Below are 20,237 nucleotides of genomic sequence, written 5' to 3' on the forward strand. Positions count from 1 at the left end.
GGATGAGTTAATTAATGGATTTAAAAAAATTAATAATTGATGTTCCTAATTTTCCAAAACCAGGAATTCAATTTAAGGATATAACACCATTATTGGCCAATGGTGCAGCATTTAAACAAGTCGTTAAGCAATTAGAAGAAATTGTTAAATTATTTAAACCAGATGTTATCGTGGCACCCGAAGCCCGAGGATTTATTTTTGCAACTTCGGTTGCTAGTGAATTGGGATTAGGATTTGTTCCCATTCGCAAGTCAGACAAATTACCACGAGCAGTTATTCATAAAAGTTATGAATTAGAATATAATAAAAGTACTTTAGCAATTCATAAGGACGCGATTGTTCCCGGAATGAAAGTTGTTATTGTTGATGATTTGTTAGCTAGTGGTGGTACGATTGACGCCATTATTAATTTAATTGAAGAATTACAGGGCGAGATTATTGCCGCGGTATTTGTTATTGAATTGACTAGTTTTAAAGCTCGCGAGCAATTTCCTAATTTAAAAATTGAAAGTTTAATTCAGTATTAAAATAAGTGATTTTGATATTATGAAATCGATAACATTTAAACAGGTTTTAGATAAAGTTAAAACCTATATTAGTAATAAAAAAGATATTGAGGAAATAAAACGAGCATATGTCTATGCTTATAATAAGCATGGTCAGCAGTTAAGAAAAAGTGGTGAACCTTATATTAATCATCCTTTATGAACAACTTATTATTTAGTAACATGGCATATGGATTTAGCGACATTAATTTCTGGTTTATTACACGATGTGTTAGAAGACACACCGACAACTTTTGAAGACTTGAATAAAGAGTTTGGTATTGAGATATCAACTTTAGTTGAAGCGGTCACGAAAGTATCTTATTTTGCTAAAATGAATCGTAGTGAAATTAAATCTAATTATTTGCGAAAATTATATTTAAGTATGGCGCATGATATTCGTGTTATTGTTATTAAGTTAGCAGATCGTTTACATAATATTCAAACAATTGAATATTTGGAAGCAGAAAAACAAAAGGTTATTGCGAAAGAAACCTTAGAAGTTTATTCTTCAATTGCACACCGGTTAGGGATGCGACAAGTAAAAAGTCTTTTAGAAGACTTGTCTTTCGCAATTTTAAATCCTGTTGAGTATAAAAGAATTTCTCGCAATGTTGATTTGGAAAAAGAACATTTAGAATCATTAATGGCAGTAATGATTAACAATATTAAGTCATTATTAGATAATAAGAATATTAAAGCAACAATTTCTGGTCGTAGCAAAAGTATTTATTCAATTTATCGTAAGATGTATTATTTTGGGCGTAAATTTGAAGATATTCATGATTTATTAGCGATAAGAATTATTACTAATACGATTGATGAATGTTATATGATTTTAGGTTATTTACATCAACAATTTACACCTTTACCAGGAAGATTTAAGGACTATATTGCAACGCCTAAATATAATTTATATCAGTCATTACATACAACAGTTATTCAGGATTCAATAATTTATGAGATTCAAATTCGAACTGTTGATATGGATGAAAAGGCAACTTATGGGGCGGCGTCGCATTGAAAGTATAAAGAAGGCGAAATCTATAATACTAAAAAACGCCAAGCTGATATTGATGAGCGATTAGATATTTTTAATCGGATTTTAGATTTAGAGAATATTAATAATGAAGAGTTAGAAAGTAATGAAAAACCAAATATGGAGTTAGCAGTTAAGAGTGATATTTTTACTTCTTTAATTTATGTTTTAACTCCTAATGGTAAAGTTATTACTTTGCCTTTTGAGTCAACAATTTTAGATTTTGCATATAAAGTTCATACTGATATTGGTGAGAAAACTACTGGTGGTAAAATTAATGGTAACTATGTTTCTGTTAGTACTGTTTTAAAATCTGGTGATGTTGTGGAAATTAAAACTAGTAAAAATATGCGACCATCTCGTGACTGACTAGTTATTGCTAAAACTAGTTATGCATTGCATAAAATTAAAAGATTTTTAAAAAAACAAGAGCAAGAATTTGATGAAACTCATAAGGATAATGAATTTAAAGATCTTAAAAAAATTAAAAATGTTAAAAAAGTGATTGATGATACTTTAACACAGCGGAAATTAAAATGAAAGTTAGTTTCCCAAAAAGAACTAATGCATCGCTTAAAGCAATTAAAATATCATACTTTAGAAGATTTTTATTTAGATGTTGCTAATAAGAAATATCAACTTGATGATGCAATTAATCTTTTATTAGCAAGTAACGAAACTAGTCCTAATACTTATTTAAATTATCTTCAAGAAAAAAAAGTTGAAAAAATTAACTTAAAAGACGACATTATTGTTAAAGGTGCCGATAACATTAAAGCAACTTTAGCTCATTGTTGTATGCCGGTGCCGTTAGAACCAATTACGGGATATGTTAGTAAATTTGGCGGGATTCGCGTGCATCGAGTTAATTGTCATAATATTCTTCCAGAAGAACGCCAAGGGCGACTTCTGGAAGTTTGGTGGAATGAAAATGTTGTTAAGCGCCATCAATATTATAGTAATATTAAAGTAATTTGTTATGACCGTAATGGTTTAATGGCTAATATTACAAATATTCTTGCTAATTTAAATGCCTCGATTCAACAAATTCATATTGAAACAGGTTCGGATAATAAGTACAGTATTAATCTTATTATTAAAATTGCCAACAAAGTTCTTCTTCAACAATTGCTGTCATCATTACGACAAATACCCCATGTGTACGATGTTATTTTAATGGAAAACTAGATATATAGTAAAATAATTCTCTAACTAAATTCCTTTGTTAGAGAATTATTTTTTATTTATTTATTAGACTTGGCACATAACTATAACATTTTATGCCTACTAAACTATAAAATTCATTTTTATCTTTGTATTTATCTAACATTTGTACTCCGCCTAAAAAATAATATTATCAAAATAGCAAGTAAATAAAATTAAAGGTTATGCACCAAGTCTATTGTCTTAATTTGCTAGCAACTATGTTTACTACTAGTACTATCTTTCTTACAGTCTTTGCAGTTGTGCCCATCAGAACATGAAATAACAACCCTTTTTAGGACACTTTTTATGTAGACTGCCATTTTCTAAATTCAACGGGTGTTAAATAATTTAAGCTGCCGTGAATTCGAATATTGTTGTATCAATTAACAAAATCAAATAGTTCTTATTTTAATTGTGTTAAATTTTCAAATTTTTTACCCTTAATAAATTCTGTTTTAAAGGTTTTGTAAGTTGTTGTTTCGGCCACAGCATTATCATAAGCATAAGGACAACCTTTATTGTTTAATGATCTTTTAATATTAAAGGTTATTAAAATTTCATCAATGATTTTATTTTTGAACTCATTACCACGATCGGTATGAAATAAAGTTATTTGCTTTAATAGTCGTGTTATTTTATGAAAAGCTTGTTGAACTAGTTCGGCGGTTTTGTTTGGCCCGGCATTATAGCCGATTACTTCGCGATTAAACAAGTCAATTAATAAACAAATATAATGTCATTTTCCTCCAACTTGCACATATGTTAAATCACTAACAACAACTTCATTAAGTTTTTTGTCATTAAATTCACGATTTAAAACATTACTAATTTGGGCATTATTAGTTGTTGTTTTGTGATTACGATATTTTAATTTGGTGTATCTAGAGTATCTAGAAACCAAATTATTTTTGATCATAATGCATCTGATTTTTCGCCGCGATAAGATGATATCTTTTCTTATTAAAACAGCTTTAATTTTACGGGCCCCATAAATTTTGCGACTTTTATTAAATGTATTGACAATTTCTTGTTCATAATTATTAACTTGCTTGTTAGTACATTTATTAGATTGATAATAATAATACGTTGATTTTGATAAACCCAAAATCTTACATATTTTCCTCACTGAATATTTGTTTTTGTTGTTATTAATTATTGTTATTTTTTGGCCATTATCAGTGCCGCTTGCTTTAAAATATCGTTTTCCATTCGTAATTGTTTTAATTCTTTTCGTAAGTAAATTAATTCATTTTCTTCATTACTTTGATATCTTTTGCTTTAAAAGAACCAAAATTATTGAATGATTTTATTCAATTATAAATAGCAGATTTTGAAATACCATATTCATTAATAATTTCAATAATGATTTTCCCGTTTTGATAAAGCATGACAATTTGTTTTTTAAATTCATCTGTATATGAATTTTTGCCCATTTTTTATATTCCTACTTTCTTAATAATTTTATCTTATTTTGAAAGTCCAAATAAATATGGTCCAACTCATTGTATTGTAACCTATCCACAGAATACTTAAAAATGGATAAATTTAGCAACTTTTTAAGAAAAATGAAATAAAAATAATGGTTAATTCCGTTTTTAGTGGCGACAGTTATTTAGACATTAATTAAATTAAGTTAAGTTTTATTTAATATTTTTGTTTCGTTATCAGCACAATTCTAATAACAATCATAATTCAAAAAAACTGCCATTAGTGTAAAACGAAATAAAAAAGGAAATACTTTATATTTTAAGAGAGTTCAAGTTTCTTCTAAAAATTGATTACAACATTATTTTACTCTATTAAAGGAACAATAAAAAATGGAAAATCTTGCGAAAACGGCCGACCTTCTCGCCCAAATGCTTTATAAAGTTTTTGATTTAATTTGAGTACCAGGAACGAATATTCAACTAATATTTCCTTTATTCTTAACGCTGGCTGTAGAATTTCTTATGGCAATTATTCTTGGATTTGGTAGTGGTGGTCAACAAGTTAATTTAGAGAGAGAACACCGATATGCCATTAAAAATAGTGGTTGTTTAATTGTAAGTGCATGAGGAAAAGTTAAAAAACATCAACAAGAGATGGGGATGGGGGATATCCGCCAGAATCAACAAACAAGACAAACAAGGTCGCGTTTAGTTTTCTTGGGTATTTTTTTTAAAAAAAGAAAAAATAATCATTTACTATAAATTATTTCAATATGCAAATCAAGTATATATTTCTTATGTGTCCGAAGAAGTAGAACAAAAAATTATAAAAAAGCAAAAACTAACTGATATAATTGACAAAGTTGCTGATTATTTTTTAGAAGTAAAATTTGAAGACAGATTGAATTTAAGTTAATTACTTAGAGACACAGTTAATTGTGCAATCACGAGGTTTTTTAGTTTAGTAATTAAATAATATAATTATAATTAGCTGATTTTTTTACTTCTTCAAAGCAATACCTAAGAAAACTAAACGCGATCTGCGATTTGATTTTGTTAATTGATACAACAATATTCGAATTCACGATAGCTTAAATTATTTAACACCCATTAAATTTAGAAAACGGCAGTCTACATAAAAAGTGTCCTAAAAAGGGTTGCCATTCCAATTTAATGCAATTGTTGTGTGATATAATTACAGATATAAAAAAATTATTAGAAAGCAAAAGAAAAGTATCTAGTAAAGTAAAATTAGTTTCTATTGTGAGGTAGAGATAATATGATTAGAAAAGAAAAATGGCTTTATTTAATTGCTAATGTAATATTAGTATGAAACCTTGTATATTTATTATTGCTAATTACCTAAGTAGTGAAGTTGTTGTTTGGTGTGATGTTTTTAAAGATTCTTTACTGTGTTATCTTCAACAAAAATTTTTTTGTTACGATTATTATCGCTACTTATTAGTTTAATAGCTATTGCTGTTGCTTTATTTTTAAATTTTAAAAATTATAAAACTAAGCAAAGTAAATATCTTATTGCTTGATTTTTTTTATTATCATTATCAATGGTAATATCTTTAATGTTATTTTTTTATTCACAAATAATATTAGCAATGTATATGGATGGTGGTAACAGTGGCTTAAGCATTTCGCGATTAAATAGTCGTTCAATTTGAATTATCGGAGGAGTAATAATTCTTGCTAAAATTATTGCTATTGTTGAGTTTGCAATGAATTATAATTCATTATTAAAATATAACTTGCCGTTAGAAAATAGTTTTGATGATTTAACAGCGTTTAGTTTAAATTCTAATTTAAAAAATATAAAATATAATAATAATAATAAAGAACCAAAAACGGAATATATACCTAACATTAATAACGCTTATGCTGGTTATGTAAATATCCAAAAGTTATAATTGTAATTTAAGTGCAACAATGAATATTAAAAGCGATGATATTAATGATTTTTATGCTAAAGAAAATTTATTACAGGATAATAATATTAAACCATTAATAAAAGAAAATGAAGAATTTAGTATTTTTGGGAGTTGTAAACCTGTTACCAAATATTACACCAGCAACAATGGGACTTACGCAGTAAATTAAAAATGAATATGAAAAAGATTTTATTTTGGTTCAGGAATTGCATCGTATTAATATGACACAAAGTAATGCTCGCGTTGCGAAGTTAATTAATATTTTTTATAATTGTTATGACCATGACCATGGTTTGGGTCTTGATGTTGATCAAATAATGCTTTTAATCTCTCGTGTGGCGCTAGAACACGAACCGCTTTTTGGATATTTAAAAGATGCTATTTTATATAAATTAGATAGTAAATTTATTTCTGATTTAGATCATAAATGATTTAATTCTTATGCTGATAATGTAAATAAGTTTTATAGTACTAATCGTTCTGCTTTTAAGAAAAGTCTTAATGAAGGAATAACTATTATGAATAATGATATTAAAAAGTATTTGGAAGAAACGTCGTTGAGATAGTTTTATTAGTTTATGCAAATATTATCATTAGAACAAAAAAATCTTGTTATTCACAATTTATTAAATGAGCAAATTGGTATTGTTCCTACCGATACAGTATATGGTTTAGTGGGAATTTATTCTTCTCAATTTGTTGCTAAAAGAATTTCGAATTTAAAATTAAGAGATAAAAATAAACCATTAGCAGTTGTTGTTAGTGATATTGCAATGGCAAAAGATATTGGGGTTATCACTTCGCAAGTTGAACAGTTATATGAATCGTATCCTCAGGGGAAAATAACAATTATTGTTAAACAAAAAGTGAATGCTACAGAAACGATAGCGATTAGAATTACCAATTATCGCTGGTTACAAGATATTGTTTATCAAACAGGACCACTATTTGCCACTAGCGCTAATATTCATAATGAAAATCCAATTATAACTGTTAATGAGAATAAACTTGAAGTTGATTTTATTGTTGATGGGGATATTATTGACCAAAAAGCTTCAACAATTATTGATGCCACAGGTAGTGAGATTGTTATTATTCGTTCATAATTTATATTAGATGTTATTGTGTTAATATTTTTTATTATTAATTTAATTACTGGTAAAAAATTTTTATTTTATTGAAGTTATTTTTTAATTTTGTAGAAAACTCTTGATGATAGAATAGCAACCCTTTTTAGGACACTTTTTATGTAGACTGCCATTCCATTTCTTCTGGATTATGACCATTTTTAACACAATGACAAGATTCACAATTAGAGCATTTAATCCCTTCGGTCACTAAATTTTTGATCAATTTTATTTAAATGTTTTTGTTTTTTAATTAATTCTGCTTGTTGTTTTATTTTTTCATAAAATTCTAAAAATTGATCGTCTGTTAAAATATTTATTAATTCTTCAATTATTTTTTCCATATGTTATTTCCTCTTTTATATTAAAAATATACCTAATTTTAAGTATATTCAATAAATATCAAGAGTTTTCTACAAAATTAAAAAAGTTATTCAACAATTTTTTTATAAAATGGTGTATAATTTAACAAGATAAAAGGGAAATAATAGTTTATTTCTTGAATTTAGGCAATGTATAATTAAGGAGTGAAAAGCAATGACATTAATGATTATGGGGGCAGTAATGATATTTTTAGCTACTCTTTTAGGAGTATTTTTATTAGTATTATCAATGCCGGTTATCTTTAATTTTATCACTAATGAAATTTTTTTAAAAAAATTATTTTTAAGATTTGATAAAGAAAATTTTTCTTTTGCATTAATTAAATTAAAAAATAATTTAATGAGTAATCTTATAATTTATGTATTTTTTGGAATTTTAATGATGCTATTTTTTGTTTTACTAACAATAGTAGTATCACAAATTTGTTATCGTAAAAATCATAAAGTGGTAATTAGACTATTTTACACAAATTTTGCTTTAACAGGAACTATTTTTACTGTTTTAATTTTAATGATTATTTTTACAGGAATACAATGATTTTCATTTGTTTTAGCGGTTTTAGCAATGGGATTATTATTTTTACAAAATTCTTTCTTATCATTAATTAAAAATTCTATTAACCATAAAATTAACTGTAAAGAATATCAAATTAATAATATCGTTACTGATGTTGCTAGAAAAATTAATAACGAAAAGTTTTTAGATATTACAAATGAAGAAATTGTAAATATTAAAAGAAATAACACATTGTCTTTAGAAAAAGAACAGTTACATTCAGAGTTTTTTAATGATAAAGAGCATGAAAATGCTGATATTGATAACAATAAATTGTTGGTAAAATCAGAGGAATCTTTACCAGATATTTTAAATCCAATGTTGTTAAAAGAGAATGAAGATGATTGTTATGAGATTCCTAAAATAATTAAAGAACCGATTTATGAAGAAATAGCAACAGACGAGATGTTGTTTAATTCACAGATTACTGCGGAGCGAGTAGTTGTTAGCAATGAAAAACAACAGTTAGATTCAAATAATAATGTGGTATTAAGTCAAAAAAAGGTTGATTCACAATTGCGGTCTTGTGATAGCAAGCACATGGATATTAATAATGAAGATTTACAAGTTAGGCAACCTCGGTGTTCATATGTTACTCCAAGAGGTGATTTGCAGTTTAATTATGCTAAACAACCACAACCATTGATGAGTAGTAATAGTGTTCAAACTGGTAATGGGGAATATGGTTCTGGGAAGCAATTATTTGCTAATGAATATTATCAACAACAGCAATATCCACAAGTTCAGTCACAAATATTAGATTCAAATAATAATGTGGTATTAAGTCAAAAAAAGGTTGATTCACAATTGCGGTCTTGTGATAGCAAGCACATGGATATTAATAATGAAGATTTACAAGTTAGGCAACCTCGGTGTTCATATGTTACTCCAAGAGGTGATTTGCAGTTTAATTATGCTAAACAACCATTGATGAGTAGTAATAGTGTTCAAACTGGTAATGGGGAATATGGTTCTGGGAAGCAATTATTTGCTAATGAATATTATCAACAACAGCAATATCCACAAGTTCAGTCACAAATATTAGATTCAAATAATAATGTGGTATTAAGTCAAAAAAAGGTTGATTCACAATTGCGGTCTTGTGATAGCAAGCACATGGATATTAATAATGAAGATTTACAAGTTAGGCAACCTCGGTGTTCATATGTTACTCCAAGAGGTGATTTGCAGTTTAATTATGCTAAACAACCACAACCATTGATGAGTAGTAATAGTGTTCAAACTGGTAATGGGGAATATGGTTCTGGGAAGCAATTATTTGCTAATGAATATTATCAACAACAGCAATATCCACAAGTTCAGTCACAAATATTAGATTCAAATAATAATGTGGTATTAAGTCAAAAAAAGGTTGATTCACAATTGCGGTCTTGTGATAGCAAGCACATGGATATTAATAATGAAGATTTACAAGTTAGGCAACCTCGGTGTTCATATGTTACTCCAAGAGGTGATTTGCAGTTTAATTATGCTAAACAACCATTGATGAGTAGTAATAGTGTTCAAACTGGTAATGGGGAATATGGTTCTGGGAAGCAATTATTTGCTAATGAATATTATCAACAACAGCAATATCCACAAGTTCAGTCACAAATATTAGATTCAAATAATAATGTGGTATTAAGTCAAAAAAAGGTTGATTCACAATTGCGGTCTTGTGATAGCAAGCACATGGATATTAATAATGAAGATTTACAAGTTAGGCAACCTCGGTGTTCATATGTTACTCCAAGAGGTGATTTGCAGTTTAATTATGCTAAACAACCACAACCATTGATGAGTAGTAATAGTGTTCAAACTGGTAATGGGGAATATGGTTCTGGGAAGCAATTATTTGCTAATGAATATTATCAACAACAGCAATATCCACAAGTTCAGTCACAAATATTAGATTCAAATAATAATGTGGTATTAAGTCAAAAAAAGGTTGATTCACAATTGCGGTCTTGTGATAGCAAGCACATGGATATTAATAATGAAGATTTACAAGTTAGGCAACCTCGGTGTTCATATGTTACTCCAAGAGGTGATTTGCAGTTTAATTATGCTAAACAACCATTGATGAGTAGTAATAGTGTTCAAACTGGTAATGGGGAATATGGTTCTGGGAAGCAATTATTTGCTAATGAATATTATCAACAACAGCAATATCCACAAGTTCAGTCACAAATATTAGATTCAAATAATAATGTGGTATTAAGTCAAAAAAAGGTTGATTCACAATTGCGGTCTTGTGATAGCAAGCACATGGATATTAATAATGAAGATTTACAAGTTAGGCAACCTCGGTGTTCATATGTTACTCCAAGAGGTGATTTGCAGTTTAATTATGCTAAACAACCACAACCATTGATGAGTAGTAATAGTGTTCAAACTGGTAATGGGGAATATGGTTCTGGGAAGCAATTATTTGCTAATGAATATTATCAACAACAGCAATATCCACAAGTTCAGTCACAAATATTAGATTCAAATAATAATGTGGTATTAAGTCAAAAAAAGGTTGATTCACAATTGCGGTCTTGTGATAGCAAGCACATGGATATTAATAATGAAGATTTACAAGTTAGGCAACCTCGGTGTTCATATGTTACTCCAAGAGGTGATTTGCAGTTTAATTATGCTAAACAACCATTGATGAGTAGTAATAGTGTTCAAACTGGTAATGGGGAATATGGTTCTGGGAAGCAATTATTTGCTAATGAATATTATCAACAACAGCAATATCCACAAGTTCAGTCACAAATATTAGATTCAAATAATAATGTGGTATTAAGTCAAAAAAAGGTTGATTCACAATTGCGGTCTTGTGATAGCAAGCACATGGATATTAATAATGAAGATTTACAAGTTAGGCAACCTCGGTGTTCATATGTTACTCCAAGAGGTGATTTGCAGTTTAATTATGCTAAACAACCACAACCATTGATGAGTAGTAATAGTGTTCAAACTGGTAATGGGGAATATGGTTCTGGGAAGCAATTATTTGCTAATGAATATTATCAACAACAGCAATATCCACAAGTTCAGTCACAAATATTAGATTCAAATAATAATGTGGTATTAAGTCAAAAAAAGGTTGATTCACAATTGCGGTCTTGTGATAGCAAGCACATGGATATTAATAATGAAGATTTACAAGTTAGGCAACCTCGGTGTTCATATGTTACTCCAAGAGGTGATTTGCAGTTTAATTATGCTAAACAACCATTGATGAGTAGTAATAGTGTTCAAACTGGTAATGGGGAATATGGTTCTGGGAAGCAATTATTTGCTAATGAATATTATCAACAACAGCAATATCCACAAGTTCAGTCACAAATATTAGATTCAAATAATAATGTGGTATTAAGTCAAAAAAAGGTTGATTCACAATTGCGGTCTTGTGATAGCAAGCACATGGATATTAATAATGAAGATTTACAAGTTAGGCAACCTCGGTGTTCATATGTTACTCCAAGAGGTGATTTGCAGTTTAATTATGCTAAACAACCACAACCATTGATGAGTAGTAATAGTGTTCAAACTGGTAATGGGGAATATGGTTCTGGGAAGCAATTATTTGCTAATGAAAGTCATCAAAATCCAAATCTTGATGTAGATATAGCTTTAAATGATTCAAGAAATCTATTTAATCAAGACGATGTTGTTGATACAATGATTGATCCTAATCCTAATAAAATTTATTATCATTCACCAATGCCAATGACGAGAAAAACTATTGCGATTAATCAGCAAGAAACACAAAAGTTTTTATTTGCTAATCTTCCGGGAAAACCAGATGAGTTAAAAAGTCCTGTGTATGAATATAATCCGATTGAAGAACAAAATAAGAAACCAAAACAGGACAAAAATAAAAATCAAGAAAGCCATTCTTATAGAATTTTTGACCAAACAATGCAACGCCAAGCTAATACAGGAATGCAAAAAACAGTTTCTTATCCGCAAGAATATGTATATGTACAAGCAAGATCAAGATATCAAACAAAATCTAATTATTATGAACAACAACCAGAACCAGCATTAAATATTAACTTACCGAAGCAAGAAACATATAATAAATCTATTGTTAATCAACAAATTGATTCATCAGCAGTTGCAGAACATTATCATTCGCAATATCCAAATTATACATTTACTAATGATGGTTGTCCTATTTGTTATCAAGGCGGGGTTAGTTATTCTAAAATCTAAAACTTAATTATAATCAAACTAATAAATGCAGTTAATAATTATGAACAAGAAATTGTCAATACATTTAATAAAAGTCGCAAAATTTATGGGTCCCGTAAAATTAAAGCTGTTTTAATAAGAAAAGATATCATCTTATCGCGGCGAAAAATCAGATGCATTATGATTCAAAAATAATTTGGTTTCTAGATACTCTAGATACACCAAATTAAAATATCGTAATCACAAAACAACAACTAATAATGCCCAAATTAGTAATGTTTTAAATCGTGAATTTAATGACAAAAAACTTAATGAAGTTGTTGTTAGTGATTTAACATATGTGCAAGTTGGAGGAAAATGACATTATATTTGTTTATTAATTGACTTGTTTAATCGCGAAGTAATCGTCTATAATGCTGGGCCAAACAAAACCGCTGAACTAGTTCAACAAGCTTTTCATAAAATAACACGACTATTAAAGCAAATAACTTTATTTCATACCGATCGTGGTAATGAGTTCAAAAATAAAATCATTGATGAAATTTTAATAACCTTTAATATTAAAAGATCATTAAACAATAAAGGTTGCCCTTATGCTTATGATAATGCTGTGGCCGAAACAACAACTTACAAAACCTTTAAAACAGAATTTATTAAGGGTAAAAAATTTGAAAATTTAACACAATTAAAATAAGAACTATTTGATTTTGTTAATTGATACAACAATATTCGAATTCACGGCAGCTTAAATTATTTAACACCCGTTGAATTTAGAAAATGGCAGTCTACATAAAAATTGCCCTAAAAAGGGTTGCCATTCCAGTTCTTTTATTTTTTGTCCATGTGTTATTATTAAGTTTCTAATTTTTTCTTGTTTATCCTGATTATTTTGCAATTCTTTTGTAAATTGGAAAGTAAAATCTTTTAAGTTTTTTATTTCTGGTAATTTTTCATTTATATTGCTATTATCTTTTTTATATATGTTAATCTCTGCAACACTATTTGTTGAATTCAAAATCCAAAAATTCACTTTTTCTAATTCTATAATTTTAAAATCATAAGTTTTATTTTTGTTATTTTTTTGTTCTACTGATTCATTTGTTTTTTTAGAACAGCCAATTATTGGTAATATTATTAATTTGGAAAAAATTATTATATTTAAAATTTTCATTATTTTAATTCCTTTATTACTTTATTTTTTCAATATATATGTATATATTACACGAAAATCCTTAATATCATTAGAAAAATGGCAAAACCGGTCGCGTTTAGTTTTCTTAGGTATTTTTTAAAAAAGAAAAAATAATCATTTACTATAAATTATTTCAATATTCAAATTAAGTATATATTTCTTATGTATGATTTTTGTTGTAAAAACTTATTTTAATGTTGTTTTTATAAGCGTTTTCCTTAGTCTTTATAATCTTTTATTGAGATTATGTTTGTTGATATTAAATATTTTGTTTTATTATTTATTTTCCAAATAAAATGGTAATTAAATTGTCGTTGCTTGTAATTAAAAATTATTTAAACCTTTTCCTGCCTAACAAAACTTTATGCGTCCATTAATTTTTATTGTGTAAAAATTCAATAATATGATAAAATGATAACGAATAAAAATGACAATAACAAGAGAGGCGGGGTTAGTTTAGTAATTAAATAATATAATTAGCTGATTGTTTTACTTCTTCAAAGCAATACCTAAGAAAACTAAACGCGACCAACATTTTTCCTTGTTTATTACTTGGTTTTTAATTAGAATTAATATTATCAGTTATGATTATCTTTGAAGTGATAATGATTTTGATTATTTACGAGAGACAGCGTTAGAAAATAGTAATTTAGAACAAAGAGTAAGGAAATTAAAAATAATGGCAACAAATAAAAATTTAATTCGTAATTTTAGTATTATTGCTCATATTGATCATGGTAAGTCTACTTTGGCGGATCGTCTTTTAGAATTAACTGGTACGGTTAGTAAAAGAGAATTAAAAGAACAATTATTAGATTCAATGGATTTAGAGCGAGAAAGAGGAATTACTATTAAGTTAAATGCTGTGCAGTTGCAGTATGTTGCTAAAGATCATCAACAATATTGTTTTAATTTAATTGATACTCCGGGACATGTAGATTTTACTTATGAAGTTTCTCGTAGTTTAGCGGCTTGTGAGGGGGCATTATTAGTCGTTGATGTTACGCAAGGGATTCAATCGCAGACATTAGCTAATGTTTATTTGGCGATTGATAATGATTTAACAATTATTCCTGTTATTAATAAGGTTGATTTGCCTAATGCGGAACCCGAAAGAATTAAACAACAAATTAGAGCATTGACAGGAATTGAGTATTCTCATATTCCGTTAATTTCTGCAAAGACTGGTTTAAATGTTGATGAAGTCTTGGAAACTATTGTTAGAGATGTTCCTGCTCCAATAAAATCACAAGATGATGCTCCTTTGCAAGCATTGATTTTTGATTCTTATTATGATCAATATCGTGGCGTAATGATTTTCATTCGTGTTTTTCAAGGAACTGTTAAACCTAATGATAAGATTCGTTTTATGGCAACAATGGGTGAATATGAAGTTATTAGTGTTGGTATTAAGACACCGTTGGAAGTTCAGCAGGATGCAATATTCGCTGGTCAGGTTGGTTGAGTGGCGGCGGCTATTAAGAATATTAAAGATGTTCAAGTAGGAGATACAATGACACATGCTGATTTTCCAACATTAGTGCCATTACCAGGTTATCGAAAAATTAATTCAATGGTTTATTGTGGATTATATCCGGTTGATAGTTCGCGTTATGAAGATTTAAAAGATGCATTATCAAAATTGCAGTTATCAGATGCTGCTTTGATTTATGAACCAGAAAATTCACAAGCATTAGGATTTGGGTTTCGTTGTGGGTTTTTAGGTTTATTACATATGGATGTTATTCAAGAACGACTTGAAAGGGAATATAATTTAGATTTAATTGCCACGGCGCCAAGTGTTATTTATGAAGTTCATTTAACTGATCAACAAATTATTACTGTGGATAATCCGAGTAAATTACCGGAAGTACAAAAAATTTGTACTATTAATGAGCCTTTTGTTAAAGTAACGATGATGACTCCTGAAACTTATTTAGGTGGTTTGATGGAATTATGTCAGCAAAAACGCGGCATTTATCAAGATCTTGTTTATGTTGATGACACAAGAAGGATTTTGACTTATGAAATGCCGTTAAATGAGATTATTTTTGATTTTTTTGATCGTTTAAAATCTGTGTCTAAGGGGTATGCTTCATTAGATTATAAATTATTAGGTTATCGACCAAGTAAATTAGTAAAGATGGATATTTTATTGAATGGTGCAATTGTTGATGCTTTATCAATGATTGTACATAAAGATTTTGCTTATGCTCGAGGAAGAAATTTGTGTGCTAAATTAAAGGATATTATTCCACAACAAAACTTTGAGATTCCCGTACAAGCTTCCATTGGTAATAAAATCATTATACGAGAAACTATTAAGGCGTTAAGAAAAAATGTTACTGCTAAGTGTTATGGTGGCGATATTAATCGTAAGAAAAAGTTGTTAGAAAAACAAAAGAAGGGTAAAAAGCGGATGAAGGCTTTTGGTAATGTTGAATTACCACAAGAAGCTTTTATGGCAGTTTTATCTATTGATGATAAATAAACATATTATATTGAAATGTTAAAATAATTGCTTAATTAATTGGTTATTTTAAATTATTAGGATTTTTATTAGACTTGGTACATAATCTTTAATTTTATCTACTATTTTGATAATATTATTTTTTAGGCGGAGTACAAATGTTAGATAAATACAAAGATAAAAATGATTTTATAGTTTAGTAAGTATAAAGTAGTGTTATAGTTATGTACCGAGTCTATTTTATTGTTAGTAATAAAATTATGAAGCGAAAAAGGAGAAATATTAATGTCACTAATTTTAAATCAAATTCAAAAAATATTTAAAGAGGCAGTAAATAATATTATTCCTTTTGTTGATGATATTGTTATTGAGAAAACTCGTAATATTGAATATGGTGATTATGCTACTAATATTGCGATGGTGTTAGCGCCAATTTTAAAGCAAAAACCGGAAGTCATTGCTAAAAAGATTATTGCTGTTATTAAGGCAAATGATTTTTTTACTAAAATAGATTTTGTTTTTCCCGGGTTCATTAATTTAACAGTTAATCAAAATCAACTTAGCGCTGTTATTACCGAAATTTTAAAATTAAAAACTAAGTTTGGTAGTGGAGAATGTACTAATATTAAGTATAATTTAGAAATTGTTTCTGCTAATCCAACAGGAATTTTACATATTGGTCATGCTCGTAATGGTGCTATTGGTGATGCGGTTGCAAGAATTTTAAAATTTGCAGGAAATATTGTTGAAACGGAATATTATCTTAATAATGCTGGTAATCAGATTAATGTGTTAGCAAATACAATTTTTTCGTATTATTTACAAAAATTAGGAGTTAATGTTGAATTTCCAGAACAATCGTATCAGGGTAATTATCAAGAAATATTAGCAGCTAATTTTGTGAATAAATATCAAGATAAATTTATTACTGTACGAATTGTTAATGATGTTATTAATGATGAACAGGTATTAGCAATATTTAAACAAGAGTCCATTGCTTTCTTTTTACAATTAATTAAAACGCAATTAAAGGAATTTCGAATTAATATTGATTATTGGTCTAGTGAGTTAGAAATGTATACAACAAAAGAAATTGATAAGTTAATAAAGGAATTACAAGCAACTAATAAAGTTTTTGAAAAAGATGGTACTTTGTGATTAAAAACAACAGATTATGGTGATGATAAGGACCGAGTTCTTGTTAAACAAGATAAATCGTATGCTTATATTTTACCGGATTTAGCTTGTCATAATTTACGAATTAAAAGAGCAAAAGCTAATTATTTGGTTAATTTTTGAGGAGCAGATCATCATAGTTATTTAACACGAATGCAGGCAGGTTTACAAATTTTAGGTTATGATTCTAATATTTTAAAAATAGTTATTATTCAAATGGTGCGATTAATTAAAGATGGTCAAGAATATAAAATGTCAAAAAGAAAAGGGACGGCCGTATGGTTAATTGATTTAGTTGCGGAATTAGGTATTGATGTTGTTCGTTATATGTTATGTTCAAAATCATCTTCTAGTCATATGGATTTGTATTTAAGTCTTTTAACATCTCAAAGTAATAATAATCCGGTTTATTACTTTCAATATGCTACAACGCGTTGTGCGAGTATTTTACGAAACGTGTCTCATAATATTGATTTAACAAAAACAATTGCTAGTTATCATTTATTAACACATCCCAAGGAGCGAGAATTAATTAAATTATTAGATTATTTTAGTAAAGCAGTACAAAGTGCTGCTAAGTCTTTTCAACCCAATATTATTTGTGATTATATTCAAGAATTATCACGGGAATTTCATTCATACTATTCAGAATGTAAAATTTTGGATGAAACTAATATTGCCTTATCAAAACAAAGATTGCATTTAATTATCAGCACACAGCATGTCTTTAAAAATGCTTTAAACTTAATTGCTGTTGATTTTAAGGATCAAATGTAATTTTATTATTCAAGTTAGTGTTGCTTTTAAGAAATTAATTACTATTGCCATATTTAACTTATAAGGTTTCATTTTCCCACGATTATTTTTTCGCATAAATTTTTTTCGCATCATTATTTTATTTCATTATAAGTTGTTAAATTTCATTTAGCGAGAGAAATAGAAATGTTTTGTTTAGTCAGAAATTTATTAAAAAAAAGCAAATCACGAAAGGTTTTCTTCATAACAATTAAATTATTTTAAATCTCATTGTAAACAACATTAGACTTGGTACATAACCTTTAATTTTATCTACTATTTTGAATATGGACGCATAAAGTTTTGTTAGGCAGGAAAAGGTTTAAATAATTTTTAATTACAAGCAACGACAATTTAATTACCATTTTATTTGGAAAATAAATAATAAAACAAAATATTTAATATCAACAAACATAATCTCAATAAAAGATTATAAAAACTAAGGAAAAAGCTTATAAAAATAACATTAAAATAAGTTTTTACAACAAAAATCATACATAAGAAATATATACTTAATTTGCATATTGAAATAATTTATAGTAAATGATTATTTTTTCTTTTTTAAAAAATACCTAAGAAAACTAAACGCGACCGTTTATCGTTATCGCAATAAGATTAGAAGGTTTGGATTACGATTTAACTTAATTTCAGGAATATATAATTTTTAATTAAGCTAGTTATAGTTATGTACCAAGTTTATTCAATAATGAGAAAAATATTGACGTCTATTGTTTAAGCTTGGGGGATTTTTTTAGCATAATATTGGGACAATGTTCCCGTATATAAATTTCTTTTGTTCATTTTAGTTATTCAAGTATAAATTGACCACGTAAAGAAAGTTAACGTTTGGTATAAATTTTCCAAAAATTAAGAAAAAGACAGAAATAAAATTCTGTCTTTTTTAATTAGGTTAAAATTGTCTTTAACCTTGCTTAGTTTAAGAAAATAACAGCAAAACCAACTAAATAAAACTCTCCTACTTGGAATGTCGTAAAGCCCAAGCAAGCAAGCAAGCAAGGATAAACACAATATAGAGGTGGGTGTCCCGCGCTGCACCGCCGCCGCTACGACACAATAAAGTCAATTCAATTCTTTTAGGCAATATAAAAGAGTTATCGTGGTTTGAGGATAAATCTTTAACTTACAATAGTTAAAAAGGGTGGGTGTCCCACAATAAAAAAATTTTAGAAATCTTATTATTTATAAGGAGGTTTTGCGAGTGTCTTTAAAAGAACTCTGTCAAAAAGAGTTAAAAATTAAAGTACAAAATAAATCAACACTAATTAACAAATGTCAGTGTTATATCGATGATTATTTTACAAAATTAACCAAAAACAGAAAAGGTGGTTGATATTATAAAAAATATGCTCGGCATTGTTTAGCAAGGTTAGAATTTATTAATAAACAAAAAATAAATGCTAAACTTTAATTTTTAACTTTGCAATGCAAAAATAATCATCAAATTATTAAAAAATTAATTTTTAAGAAAAATAAATGATGAATTTATTAATATCAAAAATTAGAAAGGAAAGTATACATGTTTGAAAATAATATCAAAAATACAATTAACGATTTAATCACTGAAATTAAAACAACAACAGAAAATAATTTAAGTAATTTAGAACAAATTATGAAATCTTTAATTGATAAAGTTAACAATATTGAAAATATATTAAATCAAATAAGAAAGGCGGGGCTGCACAATTAACTTTGTCTCTAAGTAATTAACTTAAATTCACTCTGTCTTCAAATTTTACTTCTAAAAAATAATAAAAAACTTTATCAAAGTTTATCAGGGTTTTGGAATGGCAACCCTTTTTAGAGGACACTTTTTATGTAGACTGCCATTTTCTAAATTCAACTGGTGTTAAATAATTTAGGCTGCCGTGAATTCGAATATTGTTGTATCAATTAACAAAATCAAATATCAAGTTCAGGAATATCACGATATTTAATGCGACGCGCTTTTTTACTATTTTTAGCATCAATTAAAGTGTTTCGCCGGCGTTCATATTCTTCAATGCTCGTAAAAGTACCATAGACAATTTTTAAGTAGGGGCGAAAAATATTAACGGGTTTTTTACGAATGCCGACAATCACATTATTGGCAATATCACGAATTTTAACTCATATATGTTTGTCTCCTTTGACCGCTAGCTAACACAATATGACCGAAATGGCGTGCTG

At 27.8% G+C, this 20,237-nt stretch carries 16 protein-coding genes and 2 pseudogenes; 13 read left to right on the top strand and 5 right to left on the bottom strand.

Translation table 4 applies throughout. The features are described 5' to 3' along the window. Window positions 1-14: 14 nt before the first annotated feature. Together AACK93_RS04495 and AACK93_RS04500 are read left to right on the top strand one after the other, a co-directional pair. Window positions 15-527 (top strand): adenine phosphoribosyltransferase, encoded by a 513-nt coding sequence (locus AACK93_RS04495; protein WP_339023894.1) that lies wholly within the window; start codon window positions 15-17, stop codon window positions 525-527. A 19-nt stretch (window positions 528-546) separates the two neighbouring features. Then, the gene (locus AACK93_RS04500; RefSeq protein WP_339023895.1) at window positions 547-2,772 is read left to right on the top strand and encodes a RelA/SpoT family protein; all 2,226 of its coding nucleotides are present in this window, start codon (window positions 547-549) and stop codon (window positions 2,770-2,772) included. A 322-nt stretch (window positions 2,773-3,094) separates the two neighbouring features. Here AACK93_RS04500 and AACK93_RS04505 read toward each other — a convergent pair. Further along, window positions 3,095-4,223, bottom strand: a pseudogene (locus tag AACK93_RS04505) (IS3 family transposase). A gap of 384 nt (window positions 4,224-4,607) precedes the next feature. Here AACK93_RS04505 and AACK93_RS04510 point away from each other — a divergent pair. The 5 genes from AACK93_RS04510 to AACK93_RS04530 all read left to right on the top strand — a co-directional run bounded on the left by AACK93_RS04510 (window position 4,608) and on the right by AACK93_RS04530 (window position 7,263). Beyond that, window positions 4,608-4,979 carry a hypothetical protein gene (locus tag AACK93_RS04510; RefSeq protein ID WP_339023896.1) on the top strand — a complete coding sequence of 124 codons (372 nt, stop codon included), beginning with the start codon at window positions 4,608-4,610 and terminating at the stop codon, window positions 4,977-4,979. Between the two features lie 674 nt (window positions 4,980-5,653). Further along, complete coding sequence (locus AACK93_RS04515) at window positions 5,654-6,136, top strand: hypothetical protein (RefSeq protein WP_339023897.1); 483 nt, start codon at window positions 5,654-5,656, stop codon at window positions 6,134-6,136. 19 nt (window positions 6,137-6,155) lie between these two features. Continuing rightward, window positions 6,156-6,326 carry a hypothetical protein gene (locus AACK93_RS04520; protein ID WP_339023898.1) on the top strand — a complete coding sequence of 57 codons (171 nt, stop codon included), beginning with the start codon at window positions 6,156-6,158 and terminating at the stop codon, window positions 6,324-6,326. Window positions 6,327-6,378: 52 nt separating this feature from the next. After that, window positions 6,379-6,723 (top strand): hypothetical protein, encoded by a 345-nt coding sequence (locus AACK93_RS04525; protein ID WP_339023899.1) that lies wholly within the window; start codon window positions 6,379-6,381, stop codon window positions 6,721-6,723. A 12-nt stretch (window positions 6,724-6,735) separates the two neighbouring features. Then, the gene (locus tag AACK93_RS04530; protein ID WP_339023900.1) at window positions 6,736-7,263 is read left to right on the top strand and encodes an L-threonylcarbamoyladenylate synthase; all 528 of its coding nucleotides are present in this window, start codon (window positions 6,736-6,738) and stop codon (window positions 7,261-7,263) included. A gap of 215 nt (window positions 7,264-7,478) precedes the next feature. Here AACK93_RS04530 and AACK93_RS04535 read toward each other — a convergent pair whose 3' ends face one another. Next, window positions 7,479-7,628: a hypothetical protein gene (locus tag AACK93_RS04535; RefSeq protein WP_339023901.1), complete on the bottom strand. Its 150-nt coding sequence runs from the start codon at window positions 7,626-7,628 to the stop codon at window positions 7,479-7,481. Window positions 7,629-7,821: 193 nt separating this feature from the next. Here AACK93_RS04535 and AACK93_RS04540 point away from each other — a divergent pair, with 193 nt between their 5' ends. The 3 genes from AACK93_RS04540 to AACK93_RS04545 are packed head-to-tail and all read left to right on the top strand — an operon-like array spanning window position 7,822 to window position 13,111. Beyond that, window positions 7,822-12,438 carry a hypothetical protein gene (locus AACK93_RS04540; protein ID WP_339023902.1) on the top strand — a complete coding sequence of 1,539 codons (4,617 nt, stop codon included), beginning with the start codon at window positions 7,822-7,824 and terminating at the stop codon, window positions 12,436-12,438. A gap of 51 nt (window positions 12,439-12,489) precedes the next feature. Then, a complete protein-coding gene (locus tag AACK93_RS08120) occupies window positions 12,490-12,612 on the top strand; it encodes a hypothetical protein (RefSeq protein WP_422398186.1) in 123 nt (40 codons plus the stop codon). 1 nt (window position 12,613) lies between these two features. After that, window positions 12,614-13,111 (top strand): DDE-type integrase/transposase/recombinase, encoded by a 498-nt coding sequence (locus tag AACK93_RS04545; protein ID WP_339023903.1) that lies wholly within the window; start codon window positions 12,614-12,616, stop codon window positions 13,109-13,111. A gap of 60 nt (window positions 13,112-13,171) precedes the next feature. Here the strand turns inward: AACK93_RS04545 and AACK93_RS04550 are convergent, their stop codons facing one another. Next, window positions 13,172-13,588: a hypothetical protein gene (locus tag AACK93_RS04550; RefSeq protein ID WP_339023904.1), complete on the bottom strand. Its 417-nt coding sequence runs from the start codon at window positions 13,586-13,588 to the stop codon at window positions 13,172-13,174. Window positions 13,589-14,288: 700 nt separating this feature from the next. Between AACK93_RS04550 and lepA the strand changes: the two genes are divergently transcribed. The 3 genes from lepA to AACK93_RS04565 all read left to right on the top strand — a co-directional run bounded on the left by lepA (window position 14,289) and on the right by AACK93_RS04565 (window position 19,758). Continuing rightward, entirely contained in the window at window positions 14,289-16,100 is a 1,812-nt protein-coding gene (lepA, locus tag AACK93_RS04555; RefSeq protein ID WP_422398187.1) for a translation elongation factor 4, read from the top strand. A gap of 264 nt (window positions 16,101-16,364) precedes the next feature. Further along, complete coding sequence (argS, locus tag AACK93_RS04560; RefSeq protein WP_339023906.1) at window positions 16,365-18,032, top strand: arginine--tRNA ligase; 1,668 nt, start codon at window positions 16,365-16,367, stop codon at window positions 18,030-18,032. Window positions 18,033-19,587: 1,555 nt separating this feature from the next. Further along, complete coding sequence (locus AACK93_RS04565) at window positions 19,588-19,758, top strand: hypothetical protein (RefSeq protein WP_339023907.1); 171 nt, start codon at window positions 19,588-19,590, stop codon at window positions 19,756-19,758. Window positions 19,759-19,882: 124 nt separating this feature from the next. On the opposite strand, the pseudogene AACK93_RS08125 reads toward AACK93_RS04565, so the two are convergent. Next, window positions 19,883-19,978: pseudogene (locus AACK93_RS08125) on the bottom strand (IS3 family transposase); the annotation flags it as partial. Further along, entirely contained in the window at window positions 19,962-20,150 is a 189-nt protein-coding gene (locus AACK93_RS04570) for a hypothetical protein (RefSeq protein WP_339023908.1), read from the bottom strand. The gene AACK93_RS04570 and the pseudogene AACK93_RS08125, both read right to left, overlap by 17 nt. Window positions 20,151-20,237 lie beyond the last annotated feature (87 nt).

The organism is Spiroplasma endosymbiont of Agriotes lineatus (assembly GCF_964019485.1).
Classification (GTDB): domain Bacteria; phylum Bacillota_I; class Bacilli_A; order Mycoplasmatales; family Nriv7; genus Nriv7.